This is a genomic window from Reyranella sp. (assembly GCF_050185545.1).
GTDB lineage: Bacteria > Pseudomonadota > Alphaproteobacteria > Reyranellales > Reyranellaceae > Reyranella.
Map to the genome: position 1 here is coordinate 1 of NZ_JBFWZI010000175.1, position 15089 is coordinate 15089.

The 15089-nt window shown below is 69.3% G+C and carries 14 protein-coding genes and 1 riboswitch; of the genes, 10 read left to right on the forward strand and 4 right to left on the reverse strand.

What is annotated here, in order from left to right:
- Positions 1–157: 157 nt before the first annotated feature.
- Positions 158–1189 (reverse strand): threonine-phosphate decarboxylase CobD, encoded by a 1032-nt coding sequence (gene cobD, locus AB7O82_RS30595; protein ID WP_428620976.1) that lies wholly within the window; start codon positions 1187–1189, stop codon positions 158–160.
- On the opposite strand from cobD, the gene cbiB reads away from it, so the two are divergent.
- Positions 1188–2156 (forward strand): adenosylcobinamide-phosphate synthase CbiB, encoded by a 969-nt coding sequence (gene cbiB / locus AB7O82_RS30600; RefSeq protein WP_428550214.1) that lies wholly within the window; start codon positions 1188–1190, stop codon positions 2154–2156. The two genes, cobD and cbiB, sit on opposite strands and share 2 nt — an antisense overlap.
- On the opposite strand, the gene AB7O82_RS30605 is transcribed toward cbiB, so the two are convergent.
- Together AB7O82_RS30605 and cobO are read right to left on the reverse strand one after the other, a co-directional pair.
- Positions 2140–3657, reverse strand: coding sequence for a cobyric acid synthase (locus tag AB7O82_RS30605; protein ID WP_428620978.1), 1518 nt, complete (start codon positions 3655–3657; stop codon positions 2140–2142). The two genes, cbiB and AB7O82_RS30605, sit on opposite strands and share 17 nt — an antisense overlap.
- Entirely contained in the window at positions 3657–4271 is a 615-nt protein-coding gene (gene cobO / locus AB7O82_RS30610) for a cob(I)yrinic acid a,c-diamide adenosyltransferase (protein WP_428550208.1), read from the reverse strand. Before cobO ends, AB7O82_RS30605 begins: the two co-directional genes overlap by 1 nt.
- Positions 4272–4355: 84 nt before the next feature.
- Positions 4356–4539: riboswitch (cobalamin riboswitch) on the forward strand.
- Between the two features lie 32 nt (positions 4540–4571).
- Between cobO and AB7O82_RS30615 the strand changes: the two genes are divergently transcribed.
- Genes AB7O82_RS30615 through cobJ form a run of 9 tightly spaced genes read left to right on the forward strand, consistent with a single transcriptional unit; the run spans position 4572 to position 13927 of the window.
- Positions 4572–4751 carry a CbtB domain-containing protein gene (locus tag AB7O82_RS30615; protein WP_428550205.1) on the forward strand — a complete coding sequence of 60 codons (180 nt, stop codon included), beginning with the start codon at positions 4572–4574 and terminating at the stop codon, positions 4749–4751.
- Between the two features lie 7 nt (positions 4752–4758).
- Positions 4759–5508: a CbtA family protein gene (locus AB7O82_RS30620; protein WP_428550202.1), complete on the forward strand. Its 750-nt coding sequence runs from the start codon at positions 4759–4761 to the stop codon at positions 5506–5508.
- Positions 5505–5900: a DUF1636 family protein gene (locus AB7O82_RS30625; RefSeq protein ID WP_428550199.1), complete on the forward strand. Its 396-nt coding sequence runs from the start codon at positions 5505–5507 to the stop codon at positions 5898–5900. Before AB7O82_RS30620 ends, AB7O82_RS30625 begins: the two co-directional genes overlap by 4 nt.
- Positions 5897–6928, forward strand: coding sequence for a cobalamin biosynthesis protein CobW (gene cobW, locus AB7O82_RS30630; RefSeq protein ID WP_428550196.1), 1032 nt, complete (start codon positions 5897–5899; stop codon positions 6926–6928). The genes AB7O82_RS30625 and cobW overlap by 4 nt, the downstream gene beginning before the upstream one ends.
- Positions 6929–6951: 23 nt before the next feature.
- Complete coding sequence (locus AB7O82_RS30635; RefSeq protein ID WP_428550194.1) at positions 6952–10449, forward strand: cobaltochelatase subunit CobN; 3498 nt, start codon at positions 6952–6954, stop codon at positions 10447–10449.
- On the forward strand, positions 10446–11804 hold the full coding sequence (cobG, locus tag AB7O82_RS30640) for a precorrin-3B synthase (protein WP_428620979.1): 1359 nt from the start codon (positions 10446–10448) through the stop codon (positions 11802–11804). The genes AB7O82_RS30635 and cobG overlap by 4 nt, the downstream gene beginning before the upstream one ends.
- Positions 11797–12429, forward strand: a complete 633-nt coding sequence (locus AB7O82_RS30645) for a precorrin-8X methylmutase (protein ID WP_428550187.1) — start codon at positions 11797–11799, stop codon at positions 12427–12429. Before cobG ends, AB7O82_RS30645 begins: the two co-directional genes overlap by 8 nt.
- Positions 12426–13184 carry a precorrin-2 C(20)-methyltransferase gene (locus AB7O82_RS30650; protein WP_428550185.1) on the forward strand — a complete coding sequence of 253 codons (759 nt, stop codon included), beginning with the start codon at positions 12426–12428 and terminating at the stop codon, positions 13182–13184. Before AB7O82_RS30645 ends, AB7O82_RS30650 begins: the two co-directional genes overlap by 4 nt.
- Complete coding sequence (gene cobJ, locus AB7O82_RS30655) at positions 13181–13927, forward strand: precorrin-3B C(17)-methyltransferase (RefSeq protein ID WP_428550182.1); 747 nt, start codon at positions 13181–13183, stop codon at positions 13925–13927. Before AB7O82_RS30650 ends, cobJ begins: the two co-directional genes overlap by 4 nt.
- On the opposite strand, the gene AB7O82_RS30660 is transcribed toward cobJ, so the two are convergent.
- Entirely contained in the window at positions 13894–14652 is a 759-nt protein-coding gene (locus AB7O82_RS30660) for a cobalt-precorrin-6A reductase (RefSeq protein ID WP_428620981.1), read from the reverse strand. The two genes, cobJ and AB7O82_RS30660, sit on opposite strands and share 34 nt — an antisense overlap.
- Between the last annotated feature and the right edge of the window lie 437 nt (positions 14653–15089).

The window sequence follows — 15089 nt, forward strand, 5'->3', positions numbered from 1 at the left end:
TCCCGCGCAATCACCGCGTCGAGGCCGCCCTGGCGGCGGCGATCGACGAGGACTACGCGCCGTTCGAGGAGCTGCTGTTGGTGCTGGCACGGCCGTTCGAGGATCGTGCGGAATATGCCGCCTATGCCGAGCCGCCCTCGGCCGAGCAGCGGGTGTGTCAGACGTTCTGCGGCACCTGAAGGGCGCCCGCGAGGCGAGCAAATTCTTCGTCGTTCGCCGGCAGGCCGAAACGCAGCAAGGTCGGCCTGTCCGTGAATGTCCTGATGTGAATGCCATGGCGGGCAAGAGCGTCGGCAACCCGCAGGACTTCGCCATGCTCGGCCAGCCTGAAGAGGGTTGTTCCGCCCAGGACGGTGCAGCCGGCGGCCCTCAACAACGTGTCGAGCTTCTCGCCATCCGCCGCCAGACGACGCGCCGTCGCGTCCAGCCAGGAATCATCCGCCAGGGCCCGTCGGCCGATCTCCAGGGCGGGACCGGAGACGGCCCATGGGCCGAGCGCACCGCGCAACCGTTCCGCCAGATCCGGCGATGCAATGGCGAAGCCCAGGCGAACACCCGCCAGGCCATAAGTCTTGCCGAATGATCGAAGGACGACCGTGTTGCCCGGCAGCCCGCCTGCCAGGCTGGCCCGAGCCGGCAGAAGGTCGATGAAGGCCTCGTCGACGACCAGCAGGGGTGCTTTGACGGCGCGCAGGGCGTCGGCGGGGACGAGCCGGCCCGTGGGGTTATCGGGGTTGACGATCACCACCACGTCCGCGCCGTCCGTGGCCGCGAGGCCGGTCGCGACGCAAACCGCATGTCCCTCGCGGCGCCAGCAGAACTCGTGCTCGGCGTAGGTCCGGCCCACGATTGCCACTTTCGATCTCGGTCGCAGGCGCGGCAGGAGCTGGATCAGGGCCTGCGTGCCGGGAGCGGCGACGATCGCTGCGTCACCACCGACGCCGTAACGCCGCGCTGCTGCGGCCAGCAGCGCCCCTTCGGCCGCGCGCGAGGGCAGGCGCGACCAGACTTCCGCCGGCAGGTCGCCGACGGAATAGGGGACCGGATTGATGCCGGTCGACAGGTCGATCCAGGGACGAGGTGCCTCGGGGTAACGATGGCGCAGCGCTTCGAGATCGCCCCCATGCTCGAGCGGTCCCTGCTCGATCGGTTTTTCCGCCGCGGTGGTCATGATAGGCACGTCTGCCATGTTCGCCGAGCTCGCCCTCATTGCCGTCGCGACCGAAGCGATCATCGGCTACCCGGACGCGGTCTATCGACTGGTCGGTCACCCCGTGACCTGGATCGGGCGGCTCATAACATGGTGCGACGAGTCGTGGAATTCGCCCATCCGGTCCGACGACGAACGCCGCGGGCTGGGCCTGCTGACACTCCTGCTCCTGATCGCGGTGGCCGTGGTCGCGGGCCTCGTGATCACGGGGATCGTCGGCCGCTTCCTGCCGTCGGCGGCCGCGCTGCTGGTCTGCGGGGTGCTCGCCAGCAGCCTGCTCGCCCAGCGCAGCCTCGACACGCATGTGCTCGCCGTCGCCACGGCCCTGGAGCAGGGCGGCCTCGAGGCGGGCAGACAGGCGGTCACGCACATCGTCGGCCGCGACACCAGGACTCTCGACGAGGCCGCCGTGTGCCGTGCCGCCATCGAGAGCCTGGCCGAGAACTTTTCCGATGGCGTGGTGGCGCCGCTGTTCTGGATGGTCGTCGGCGGGCTGCCGGGGGCGCTGGCCTACAAGGCGATCAACACCGCTGACAGCATGATCGGCCACAAGTCGGAGCGGTACCTTGCCTTCGGCTGGGCGTCGGCGCGCTGCGACGATCTCGTCAATCTTCCAGCGTCGCGCCTGGCGGCCCTGTGGCTGGCGCTCGCGGCCGCGCTGCTCGGCCTGTCGCCGCGCGCGGCGCTGGCGACGGTATGGCGCGATGCCGGCCATCACAGGTCGCCCAATGCCGGCTGGCCGGAAGCGGCGATGGCCGGCGCCCTCGCCATCCGCCTCTCGGGCCCACGCATTTATCACGGTGCGCCCGTTCAGGAGCCCTGGGTGGGGGAGGGGACCGGCGACCTGACGGCACAGCACATCCGCGCGGCGTTGAAGCTCTACCGGGTTGCGTGCGGTCTGCAGATTGCGGTGCTGGTCGCGCTGATGATCAGCCTGGAACAGTAACCCGCGACGGACGTGCCAGCTCGAGCAGCCGATCGCAGTCGATGTACCGTTCGAGGTGATCGGCCAGCAGATCGAGGGTGGCATCGATCTCCGGCTCGTAGATCAGGTCGGACGCGGGCGCGCCGATGCGCTGCAGCCAATGGCGGCGCTGACGATCGTCGGTCATCAATCCATGGACGTAGCAACCGGAGACCCGGCCGTTCGCGCTGCTGGTGCCGTCGAGGCGGCCGTCGCCAAGTCTGAGTAGCGGGCGGCCGCCCTCCGCGCTCGCGCCGTGCGTCGTTCGCCCGATATGCATCTCGTAGCCCTTGAAGGGCACGGCGCCGGCGACGGTCTCGCCTGCCGTCTCGATCAGGACCTTCTCGCCTTCCAGCACCGTGTCGATGTCGAGCAGGGCGAGGCCGTCGACCGTTGCGGGCGGGCCTTCGATGCCGTCGCGATCGGCGATCGTGCGGCCGAGCATCTGGTAGCCACCGCAGATACCCAGCACGTGGCCGCCGCGACGCAGATGGGCCGCCAGGTCGATGTCCCAGCCGGCCTGCCGCAGGGCCGCAAGGTCGGCGATGGTCGCCTTCGATCCGGGCAGGATGACCAGCCTGGCATCGCCGGGAATCGCCTCGCCGGGCCGCACGAACGCCAAGTCGACGATCGGCTCGAGGCGCAGCGGATCGAAATCATCGAAGTTGGCGATGCGCGGATAGGCGAGAACCGCGATCCGCGTGCGGCCCGGCGCCACGCCCGCGCTGCCCTGCGCAGCGCTCGCGCCACGCCCGGGGATGCCGAGCGCGTCCTCGGCAGGCAGCTTGCTCGCGGCATCGAAGAACGGCACCAAGCCGAGGGCGTGCCAGCCGGTGTGCCGTGCAACGGTCTTCATGCCGTCGTCGAACAGCGTGGGATCGCCGCGGAAGCGATTGACGATGAAGCCCACGATCATGGCGGCGTCGGCTGGATCGATTACCGCCCTGGTTCCCACCAGGCTTGCGATCACGCCGCCGCGGTCGATGTCGCCCAGCAGCACGACAGGGACGTCGGCGGCCCGGGCGAAGCCCATGTTGGCGATGTCGGATGCGCGCAGATTGACTTCCGAGGCCGAGCCCGCGCCTTCGACCAAAACCAGGTCGGCGGTGTCCGCCAGGCGCGCGAAGCTGTCGAGCACCGCCTCGAGCAGGCCGGGCTTCATCGACTGATATTCCCGCGCCTTGGCGTTGCCCACCACCTTGCCCTGGACGACGACTTGCGCGCCGATCTCGCTCTGGGGCTTCAGCAGGACGGGATTCATGTGAACGCTGGCTGGCACCCGCGCGGCGCGCGCCTGCAGGGCCTGGGCGCGGCCGATCTCGCCACCGTCCGCCGTCACCGCGGCATTGTTCGACATGTTCTGCGGCTTGAAGGGACGCACGCGCAGGCCGCGTCGGGTAAACGCCCGCGCGAGACCGGCAACGATCAGGGACTTGCCGACGTCGGAGCCTGTGCCCTGGATCATGAGGGCGCGGGCGGCCATCAGAACTCGATGCCTTCCTGGGCCTTCACGCCGGCGGCGAAATGGTGCTTCACCAAGGTCATCTCGGTCACGAGATCGGCCGCCTCGATCAGCTCGGGCTTGGCGTTGCGGCCCGTGACCACGATGTGCTGGTCGGGCCGGCGCGCCTTCAGGGCGGCGACGACTTCGCCGATCTCGAGATGGTCGTAGCGCAAGGCTATGTTGAGCTCGTCGAGCACGATCAGCCGGATGGCGGGATTGGCCATCAGCTCGCGCGCCTTCGCCCAGGCGCGTCGGGCCGCTTCGACATCGCGGTTGCGATCCTGGGTTTCCCAGGTGAAGCCTTCACCCAGCGTGTGCCATTCGACCTGGTCGCCGCCCAGGCGCTCGATGGCGGCGCGCTCCCCGGTCTGCCAGGCTCCCTTGCCGAACTGCACGACGCCGCAGCGCAGGCCGCGCCCGACGGCGCGCACGAGCAGGCCCCAGGCCGCGGTCGACTTGCCCTTGCCCTTGCCGGTGTGGACGATCAACAGGCCCTTCTCGACGGTCTTGCTCGCGACCTCGGCATCCTGGATCGACTTGCGGTTGGCCATCTTCGCCTTGTGGCGGGCGTCATCGTCTGTCTCGAGGGTCATTGTTTCCTGCCTTCGTCCTCGGGGGCCGCACAATGGGCGGCCGGACCGCGACCAGCAAGCCAGTTGACGAAGCTTCCTCTAGGCCCGTATCAAGCTCCGGACGGTGCCCCTCACGGGGCTCAAAAGGGAACGCGGTGCGATCACAATCCGCGGCTGCCCCCGCAACTGTAGTCGGCAAGTCGACGGCCAATACGCCACTGGGAGACCGGGAAGGCGGCCGGCGGCGAGGAGCCGGGAGCCAGGAGACCTGCCGTCGTCGCGAGCGTTCGGTCTGCCGGAGGGGCAGCCAAGGAGGTTGAGATGGCTAGTAGGGTAGTGCCCGCCGTCGGGGCGGGTGAACGAAGCGAGACGTTGAGGGCGGCCATCGTCGCTCTGTTTCTCGGGCTCGGCCTGGTTTTCCTCACGGGTTTTGCCTATCCCGAGGTCATTCACAACGCGGCACACGACACTCGTCATGGCCTGAGTTTTCCCTGCCACTGAGGCCGGGATGCTCGCCAGGGTGATGTCGGTCGGCCTGCTGGCGGGGCTGTTGGCCGGGCTCGTGATTGCGCTCGTGCAGCAGGTGACGACCACGCCGCTCATCCTGCTGGCCGAGAGCTATGAGAAGTCGGGGACGCCACCAACCGGCGGCGCAACTTCCGGCGCTCCGGCGTCGGGCGCCGCGCACAGTCACGGCGGAGGCGCATCGGAGCACGCGCACGGCGACGCCTGGGAGCCCGCCGCCGGCCTGCCGCGGTTTTTCTACACGGGAATCATGACAATCGCGACTGCAGTGGGCGTGTGCTTCCTGTTGCTGGCCGGCATGCTCATTGCCGGCGATCCGATCGACGAACGTCATTCATTGGCCTGGGCGGTCGCCGGCTTTGTCGCCAGCGGCCTCGCCCCAGCCGCAGGGCTCGCGCCCGAGCTTCCGGGCAGTGCGTCCGGTGCCCTGGTGGCGCGTCAGCTCTGGTGGATCGGAACGGTGGCCGCCACGGCGCTGGCCCTGTGGGTCTTCGTGCGCATGGAAAACCCCCTGCCGAGGCTCGGCGCGGTGTTTCTGCTGATGGCCCCGCATGTCATCGGCGCGCCGCATCCGCACGAGTTCGAAAGCAGGGTGCCTGCCGAGGTCGCGGCGCAGTTTGCCGCCCTGTCGCTGGTGGTCCAGGGCCTGCTGTGGGCTTGCGCCGGCGTCGCGGTCGGATGGCTGTGGCCCAGGCTCGCGCCCAGGCCGGCGGGCCGGGTCGTCGCGTCGTGACCGCGACCCTCTTCATCTGCGTTTCCTGCCAGCGCGAGGGCCAGGAGCGCGAGAGCCAGGAAAATGACGCGCTCGATCGGCCGGGCCGCATCCTGGTGCAGGCGCTCGAGGCGCACCAACGGGAGCACGGTCCGATGTCGTTCGCGGTCGCCGGTGTCGATTGCCTGGCCGTCTGCAAGCGCCCCTGCACCGTGGCGTTCTGCGGCACCGGCAAATGGACCTACCTGATCGGCGATATCGACCCGGCCGCGCACATGGGCGACGTCATCTCGGCGGCATTGAGCTACGCCATATCCGAGACCGGAATCGTGCCATGGCGCGAACGGCCTCTGTTCTTCCGCAAGGGCGTGATCGCCCGCGTACCGCCCATGAGCCACAGGGAATTGCAATGAGCCTCGCCAAGGTGCCCTGCACCATCGTCACCGGATTCCTGGGCGCCGGGAAGACGACCCTGGTGCGGCACGTGCTGGAGAATGCCGGTGGCCGCCGACTGGCCGTGATCGTCAACGAGTTCGGCGATGTCGGCATCGACGGCGAGATCCTGAAGAGCTGCGGCATCGAGAGCTGCCCGGAGGATGCCATCGTCGAGCTGGCAAACGGCTGCATCTGCTGCACAGTCGCCGATGATTTCGTGCCGGCACTGAAGGGTTTGCTCGACCGGCCATCGCCACCCGAGCACATCGTCATCGAGACGTCGGGCCTGGCGCTGCCCAAGCCGCTGGTGAAGGCGTTCAACTGGCCCGAGATCGCCTCGCGCGTCACCGTCGACGGCGTGGTCGCCGTGGTCGATGGCGCCGCCGTGGCGGCCGGCCGCTTCGCCGACGATCCCGAGGCGATCGCCCGGCAACGGGCCGAGGACTCCTCGCTCGACCACGACAATGCGCTGGGAGAGGTGTTCGAGGACCAGATCCTGTGCGCCGACCTGGTGATCCTGAACAAGGCCGACCTGATGTCGGCCGACGCTGTCGCCAGCGTAACGGACCAGATCGGCAAGACGCTGCCGCGCGCAGTCAAGGTCGTCGAGGCCGCGAACGGCCAGGTGCCGATCGATGTCCTGCTGGGCCTCGGCGCCAGGGCCGAGTCCGATCTCGCGAGCCGTCCGTCGCACCACGAGCTCGAAGGCGAGCACGATCACGACGACTTCGACACTTTCATCATCGACCTGCCGGCCTTCCCTTCGCAGCAGGTGCTGGCCGACCGCATGGTGAAGGCGGCCGAGCAGCACGACGTGCTGCGCATGAAGGGTTTTGTCCATATCGCCGGCAAGCCGATGCGGCTGCTGGTGCAAGGCGTCGGCACGCGCATCCAGCACCAGTTCGATCGCAAATGGTCGGCCGGCGAGGCGCGGCAAGGCCGCCTGGTGGTGATCGGCGAGAAGGGCTTCGACCGCGACGCCATCCGCGCCCTGATCGCGGGCTAGCGCCGAATCGGAAGGCGCGCGGCATGCACGTCCTCGCCACCGAGCTCGCGACACTGGAGGAGGCGGAGGCCGCTGTCGATCTCGGCCAGTCGCCGGCCGACATGGTGGTGCTGTCCTTCTCCGACAGCGACCTGTCGGCCTTGGCGGCCGGCTGGGAGCAGGATTCCGATCGGCTGCCCTCTTTGCGGTTGGCCAGCCTCAAGCGGCTCAAGCATCCGATGTCGGTCGATCTCTATGTCGACAGCGTCGCATCGCGCGCTCGGATCGTGATCGTGCGCTGCCTCGGCGGGCTCGACTACTGGCGCTACGGGCTGGAGCGCCTTGCCGACACGGCGCGCGACAAGGGCGTGCTGTTCGCGGCGCTGCCGGGCGATGATCGCGATGACCCCAGGCTTGCCAGTCTCTCGACGGTGGCCGGCGAGCACCTCGCTCGGCTGGATGGCTTGTTTCGCGAAGGCGGGGTCGAAAATCTGCGTCAGGCGTTGCGCCATGCGGCGGGCTTGATTGGTTGCGCGCTGCCGTGGGTGCCGCCGAGTCCGGTGGGACCTGTGTCCCTTATCGGCGAACCGCGCACGGATCGGCCGGTGGCCCTGGTCGTGCTCTACCGTGCCAATCTCGTGGCCGCCGATATCGCGCCGATCACCAGCCTGATGGGGGCACTGGAGCGCCAGGGGTTGGCGCCGCTCGGCGTGGCGGTGAGCAGCCTGAAAGATCCTCTGGTGGTGCCGGCGCTCGACGCACTGGTCACCCGTCACCGGCCGGCAATCGTGCTCAACACGACGGCTTTCTCCGCGCTGCGCGACGACGACACGACGGTGCTCGATGCCGCTGATGTGCCGGTCCTGCAGGTCGTGCTGTCGGGCAGCACGCGCGACGCCTGGCAGGGCTCGCCGCGCGGCCTCTCACCGTCCGATCTCGCCATGAACGTCGTGCTGCCCGAGCTCGACGGCCGGCTCCTGACGCGGGCGATCTCCTTCAAGGCGGCGGCGCCTGCCGACCCGCGACTGGAGTTTGCCTGCGTCCGCCACGAACCCGACGCCGAGAGGATCGACTACGTGGCCCGCCTGGCGGCGGCCTGGGTGCGGCTCGGCCGCACGCCGCGAGGCGACCGTCGCGTGGCCCTGGTCCTCTCCGACTATCCGGCGCGCGGCGGGCGGACCGGCTATGCCGTCGGCCTCGACACCGCCGCCAGCGCCGCCGAGATCCTCAATCATCTGCGCGGCGAGGGGTACGATACGGGTGGCCGCGACTGGCAGGCGGGCGATGTCGAACGACTGCTTCAGGGCGACGCCGAGTCGATCGAGATTGCTACGGCCGAGTATTGCCGTTGGCTCGAGTCGCTGCCCAGTCCCCTTCAGCAAGCGCTAGAAGAGACCTGGGGGCCACCCCAGGGCATTCGCGCTGGTCAAGTCACTCCGTCATCCCGAGCCGAGCCGCCCGAAGGGCGGCGCAGTCGAGGGACTTTTCTTGCTGATGCCGCAGCAAGAGAGGTCCCTCCACTGCGCCTCGCTGCGCTCGGCTCCGGTCGGGATGACGGAGAAAAACGGGATATGCCGGTGCCGTGGGAGTCACCCACGGGCGGGGTCTTCCGGGTGCCAGTGCTTCGCTGCGGCAAGGTGCTGGTGCTGCTCCAGCCCGACCGGGGCATGGGCGACGATCGCAAGGCGGGCTATCACGATGTCGATCGTCCGCCGAGTCATGCCTATCTCGCGCTCTACACCTGGCTGCGCGAAGTCGCGCGGATCGACGCGATGATTCATCTCGGCACGCACGGCACGCTGGAATGGCTGCCCGGCAAGGCGCTGGCGCTGTCGGGCGAATGCTGGCCCGAGGTGGTGCTGGGGCCGGTGCCCGTCGTCTACCCGTTCATCGTCAACAATCCGGGAGAGGCGGTGCAGGCCAAGCGCCGGCTTGCCGCCGTCACGCTGGGCCATCTGACGCCGCCCTTGAGCGCGGCCGGCCTGCACGGGCCGCTTGCCGAGCTGGAGGGCATCATCGAGGAGTATGCGGCGGCCGACGGACTCGATCGAAGGCGGCTCAGCCATCTCGAGGACGAGATCGTCGAGCGCGCCTGGGCAAGCGGTCTCGCCGGCGAGTGCGGCCTGGTCGAGGGTGAGCGCAGTCGTCAGGCAATCGCCAAGCTCGACGCCCAGCTTTGCGACATCAAGGAACTCAGCATCCGCGACGGGTTGCACGTCTTCGGCCGCGATCCCGACGAGTCCGCGATCCGGGCGCTCGCGTCGGCGACCGGCAACGAGTGCGCCGTCCGCGCTTCTGCCGGCTGCGAGCGCGCGGCACTGGTGGCCGCGCTCGATGGACGTCGCATTGCACCAGGGCCGGCGGGCGCGCCGACCCGCGGGCGCGCCGACGTGCTGCCGACCGGGCGCAATCTCACCTCGATCGATCCGCGCGCCATTCCGACGCGCACCGCCGCCGTGATCGGCGTGCGCGCCGCCGACGAGGTCGTGCGTCGCTATCTTCAGGATCACGGCGAGCCGCCGCGCGCGCTGGTGCTCGATCTGTGGGCGTCGGCGTCGCTCAGGACCGGCGGCGACGATCTCGCCCAGGCGCTGCACTATCTCGGCGTCCGGCCGACCTGGGACAGGGCGTCCAGCCGGGTCGTTGGTATTGAAATCCTGCCGCTGGCGACGCTCGACCGGCCGCGCATCGACGTGACCCTGCGCATCTCGGGTCTGTTTCGCGACATCTTCGAAGCGCAGATCGCCCTGTTCGACATGGCGGTGCGACGCGTCGCCGGGCTCGACGAGCCGGCCGAAGACAATCCGCTGGCCGAGGCGCGCCAGCGCGGCGCCGACCTGTCGCGCGTGTTCGGCGGGGCGCCTGGCAGCTACGGTGCGCGCGCCGCTGACGTCGCGCTCGACGGCGACTGGCGCAGCCGCGAGGAGCTGGGGCAGGTCTATCTCGCCAATGTCACACACGCCTACGGTGGCGCCGAGGCGATTCGCGCGGCGGGCGAGGGGTTTCGTGATCGCGTGTCGGAGGCCGATCTGCTGGTTCATCCGCAGGACGACCGCGAGCGCGACCTGCTGGATGGCGACGGCGTCGCGGATTTTGCCGGCGGCTTCGCCGCCGCGGCTGCCCTGCTCGGCAATGCGCCCGAGTTCTACCATCTCGACACCAGCCGGACGCAGGCGCCCAAGGCGCGCCGGCTGGCCGAGGAGATCGCGCGCGTGGTGCGCGGCCGGCTGACCAACCCGCGCTGGATCGCGGGGATGCTGGCGCACGGCCATCGTGGCGTCGCCGAGATCGCGCAAGGCGTCGACGCGCTCTACGCCTTCGCCGCGACGGCCAGCGCGGTCCCGGGTCCCCTGTTCGACGCGACCCATGCTGCGTTGATCGCCGACGACGCCGTGCGCCGGGCGATGATCGAGAAGAATCCGGCGGCTGCCGTGGCAATCGCCGCTCGCCTGCGCGACGCCCTCGCGCGCGGGCTGTGGCAGACGCGACGCAACTCGGTCGAGCGCGAGCTCGACCTCATGATAGCGAAGGGGCGCTCGTGAGCGCGGCGGTCATCGCGGTGAAGGGCTGGTGCCCGGGTGCCCTGCAGCCCATGCCAAGCGGCGACGGCCTGATCGTGCGCATCAGGCCATTCTGCGGCGCGCTGTCGCTCGACCAGGCCAGCAGCCTGGCCGATCTCGCCGGGCGCCTGGGCAACGGCCATATCGATCTCACGCGTCGCGCCAACCTGCAGCTCCGCGGCCTCACCGAGGCGGATCTGCCGGCGCTGCACGAGAGGTTGCGTGAGCTCGACCTGATCGACGCCGACGCCGAGATCGAGGCGACGCGCAACCTCATGGTCGGCCCGCTTGCTGGCCTCGATGAGGAGACTGTCGATATCCGTCCCGTGGCGCAGGCGATCTCGCAGCAGCTCGTCAGTGATCCACGTGTGCGCCTGTTGTCCCCCAAGTTCGGTCTGCTAGTCGACGGCGGCGGCCCGCTGTCGATCGCCGGCGAACGGGCCGACATCGCTCTGCTCGCGCTGGACGAGACCACCGTTGCCTTGGGCATCGACTCGGCCGAGGGCACGTGCTGGCTCGGTGTCGCGCCGATCGAGTCGGCGCCATCGATCGCCATGGCAGCGATCCATGGCTTCCTCGATGCCGCCGCCGGCCGCAGCCGCATGAGGACTCTGCCTCTCCATGAAGTCGTTATCGCCATCCAGAATGGGGTCTGCCGTGAGCCATTGTCTCCCGGACCGCGGGCGTCCCCCCCCCACAATATCATGTGCGGGCGGGAAGCCCCCCGTCCGGAAGATCAAGAATATCGTTTCAAACAAGAGGGTCAGGCACTTGGCACCACTATGGCGGAGGTTACTCCGCCACTAGTGGCGCGCGCCCGGCAGGGAATCCTTGGGAAGGTCGTCGGTTTCGCAGCACCATTCGGTCGACTGCAAGCATCTGAACTGCAGGGTCTCGTGACGCTCGCAGCCGACGCCGGAGCCATCGATCTGCGCCTGTCGCCGTGGCGTACGCTCTATTTCGGCGTCCGCGATGAAGCAGCGGCGCGAGCGGCTGTCGCCAGCGCGCGAGCGCTCGGCCTGATCGTCGATCCAAACGACTCCCTTCTCAGGATCGATGCCTGCCCCGGGGCGCCGGACTGCGAGTCGAGCAGTGTCGAGACGCGACGAGATGCGCACCGGCTGGCAATGCTTGTCGCAGCGCACGGCTACACTGGCCGGGTTCACGTTTCGGGTTGCCCGAAGGGCTGCGCGCGCTCCGATGCGTCCGATCTGGTGCTGGTCGGCGATGCCGGCGGGTACGGCGTGGCGCACAATGCGACGGCACGCGACCCCATGGAGCGCCGCATCTCCAGGCAAGCTCTCGCGGACCTGTTCGCGGAGGGGCGCCGTGGCTGATCCGCGCGCCTACACCCGCGACGGCGCCGAGATATATCGTCGGTCGTTCGCCATCATCCGCGCCGAGGCCGATCTGGCGCGCTTCAATGCCGCGGAGGAGCGGGTCGTCGTCCGCCTCATCCATGCCTGCGGCATGACGGAGATCACACGCGACGTCGTCATGTCGGTGGATTTCGCGGCGCGCGCGCGCGCGGCGCTGGTCGCCGGCGCACCCATCCTCTGCGATTCGAGAATGGTGGCCAACGGCATCACGCGCGCGCGCCTGCCCGCCGGCAACGAGGTGATCTGTACGCTGGACGATCCCGCGGTGCCCGGCCTCGCGCGCAGAATTGGCAATACGCGAACGGCCGCTGCCCTGGAGCTGTGGCGCGATCGTCTGAAGGGCTCGGTCGTGGCAATCGGCAATGCGCCGACGGCGCTGTTCCGGCTGCTCGAGCTGGTCGACGAGGGCGCCGCGATGCCGGCGGCGGTGATCGGCCTGCCGGTCGGTTTCGTCGGCGCTCTCGAATCGAAGGAAGCGCTGGCTGCCGACGGCCGGCTGCCGTTCCTGATCGTGCGCGGCCGCAAGGGGGGCAGCGCGATGGCGGTGGCCGCCGTCAACGCGCTGGCCAGCGAGCAGGAATGACCGGGCTCGAAACGTTGGCGGGCACCGCTACGGCGGGCACGCTCTATGGCATCGGCGTCGGGCCAGGCGACGTGCGCTATCTCACCCTGCGCGCCGCCGGCCTGGTCAGTGCCGTCGACGTGCTCGCGTACTTCGCCAAGAAAGGCCGGGTCGGCAATGCCCGCCGCATCGTCGCACCCTTGCTCGCCGAGGGCCGCGACGAGCGCCGCTTCGAGTATCCGTTGACCGACGAGGTTCCGGCGGAAAGCCCGGAGTACCACGCGACGATGGGCGCCTTCTATCGCGACACGGCCGGCCAGCTCGCCGGGCTGCTGCGCCAGGGCCGATCGGTCGGCCTCCTGGCCGAGGGCGATCCGTTCTTCTATGGCTCGTTCATGCATATGTGGTGGCGTCTTGCGCCCGACTTCCCGGTCGAGGTGGTGCCCGGCGTCACCGGCATGTCGGGCTGCTGGACGCGCGCCAACCTGCCGATCACCTGGGGCAACGACACGCTCGCCGTGCTGCCGGGCACTTTGGAGGAGGAGCGCCTCGTCGAGCGGCTGCGTCTCACCGATGCCGCCGTGATCATGAAGGTCGGCCGCAACCTCGCGAAGGTGCGCCGCGCGGTGGATGCGGCGGGCTTGCTGTCGCGCGCCGTCTATGTCGAGCGCGGCACCATGCAGGACGAGCGCATCGTGCCGCTCGCCGCGTGCCAGGCGGCGACCGGCGCCTACTTCGCCATGGTGCTGATCGCCGGGCAGGGGAGGCGACTGTGACGGGCTCGCTGGTGGTGGTCGGCACCGGCCCCGGCAAGGCCGAGCTGATGACGCCTGCCACGAAGGCGGCGATCGCCGGCGCCACCGATCTGGTGGGCTATGGGCCCTATCTCGATCGCGTGCCGGTATGCCCATCCCAGCAGCGACACGCCTCGGACAATCGCGTCGAATTGGAGCGGGCACGGCTGGCCCTGTCGCTGGCGGCGGCCGGCCGCCGCGTGGTCGTCGTGTCGGGCGGCGATCCCGGCGTCTTCGCGATGGCGGCGGCGGTGTTCGAGGCCGTCGAGAACGGAGAGCCGGAATGGCGCGCGCTCGACATCCGGATCGAGCCCGGCGTCACCGCCATGCTGGCGGCGGCGGCCGAGGTCGGCGCACCCCTGGGCGGCGATTTCTGCGCCATCTCGCTGTCCGACAATCTCAAATCCTGGGCGACCGTCGAGCGCCGCCTGAAGGCGGCAGCCGAAGCCGACTTCGTGATCGCGTTCTACAATCCGGCGTCGAAGGCACGCCCGCACCAGCTCGGCCGCGCCTTCGATCTCTTGAGAGCATGCAAAGGCCTGGAGACGCCGGTGCTGTTCGTGCGGGCAGCCGGCAGCGCCGATGCGCGGGTCGTCGTGGCAACGCTCGGCAGCGCCGACCCCGCGATCGCCGACATGCGCACGTTGGTGATCGTCGGCGCCAGCACGACGCGGCAGGTCGGGCGCTGGGTCTATACGCCGCGCCGCGAAGGAGAGCGGGCGTGAACCAGCCAGTTCACCGCGTCCTCGGCGCTGGTCACGACATGGCCCACGGGCTTGTCGGGCCGCGCGATCATGACCACCGGCAGCACAAGCGCGCGTGCCGCCGCGATCTTGGGATAGGTGGCATCGCCACCCGAATTCTTGGATACGATCACCTCGATCCGCTCGTCGACCAGCAATCGGCGCTCGGCCTCGAGGTCGAATGGCCCGCGCTGGCGTACCAGGACAAGGTCGGGCGGCAGCCCGACCTGCTGCGGCATCTCGATCAGCCGCGCGATGTAGTGGTGTTGCGGCGCCGTGGCGAACAGGTGCAGATCCTGCCGGCCGAGACTGAGGAACACACGACGCGGCGCGGCGCCGAGAGCGGCGGCGGCGTCAGGCGTCGAAGCGACCTCCTGCCAACGGTCACCATCCTGTCGTTGCCAGGGCCGGCGAACCAGCGACGCCAGGGCGATTCCTGTCTCGGCGCTTGCCGCGACCGCATGGGCCGAGATCTGCGCCGCATAGGGGTGCGTGGCGTCGATCACGGCGTCGATCCCGTGGTCGCGCAGGTAGCGCACCTGACCGTCGATGCCGCCGAAGCCGCCGACGCGCGTCGCGATGGGCTGCGCCCGCGGCGCCGACGTTCTGCCGGCGAGCGACAGCGTCGTCTCGAAGCGCGCATCATCGGCCAGCAGGCGAGCCAGCGCCGAAGCCTCCGTCGTGCCGCCCAGGATCAGAACACGCATGGCCATGACATGAAGCTTTGGTCGCAGATTGTCGATACAGACAAGCTGCCATCTCGAGTTCGACGCTTGCTTCGCAAGCGTCGTAAGCGAGAGACCACTCATGTGGCGGTAAAGGTCCCTCGATGGGCTCGGGTTGACGGTCTGGGCATTCGCAAACGGCAAGTAAATGCCGTCATCCCGAGCGGAGCCGCCCGAAGGGCGGCGCAGTCGAGGGACCTTTCTTTGCTGATGCTGCAACAAGAAAGGTCCCTCCACAAACTCACGGCTGGGAGCGCGCCACTCATAGGCGCTAACTTTACAGAAGACCTCACCCTGAGGAACGGTCCGGAGGGCCGCGTCTCGAAGTGTCGGCAACAGACCGGGTGCTGCGACACCGCTTCTCCAGCGATCTCGTGTGTCGCCCATCCTTCGAGACGGCCGCTGCGCGGCCTCCTCAG

What these genes read in the sequence shown, in the direction of transcription:
- cbiB (WP_428550214.1), top strand. Translation starts at nt 1,188, where the DNA reads ATGTTCGCCGAGCTCGCCCTCATTGCCGTCGCGACCGAAGCGATCATC.
- cobD (WP_428620976.1), bottom strand. Translation starts at nt 1,189, where the DNA reads ATGGCAGACGTGCCTATCATGACCACCGCGGCGGAAAAACCGATCGAG.
- AB7O82_RS30605 (WP_428620978.1), bottom strand. Translation starts at nt 3,657, where the DNA reads ATGGCCGCCCGCGCCCTCATGATCCAGGGCACAGGCTCCGACGTCGGC.
- cobO (WP_428550208.1), bottom strand. Translation starts at nt 4,271, where the DNA reads ATGACCCTCGAGACAGACGATGACGCCCGCCACAAGGCGAAGATGGCC.
- AB7O82_RS30615 (WP_428550205.1), top strand. Translation starts at nt 4,572, where the DNA reads ATGGCTAGTAGGGTAGTGCCCGCCGTCGGGGCGGGTGAACGAAGCGAG.
- AB7O82_RS30620 (WP_428550202.1), top strand. Translation starts at nt 4,759, where the DNA reads ATGCTCGCCAGGGTGATGTCGGTCGGCCTGCTGGCGGGGCTGTTGGCC.
- cobW (WP_428550196.1), top strand. Translation starts at nt 5,897, where the DNA reads ATGAGCCTCGCCAAGGTGCCCTGCACCATCGTCACCGGATTCCTGGGC.
- AB7O82_RS30635 (WP_428550194.1), top strand. Translation starts at nt 6,952, where the DNA reads ATGCACGTCCTCGCCACCGAGCTCGCGACACTGGAGGAGGCGGAGGCC.
- AB7O82_RS30650 (WP_428550185.1), top strand. Translation starts at nt 12,426, where the DNA reads ATGACCGGGCTCGAAACGTTGGCGGGCACCGCTACGGCGGGCACGCTC.
- AB7O82_RS30660 (WP_428620981.1), bottom strand. Translation starts at nt 14,652, where the DNA reads ATGCGTGTTCTGATCCTGGGCGGCACGACGGAGGCTTCGGCGCTGGCT.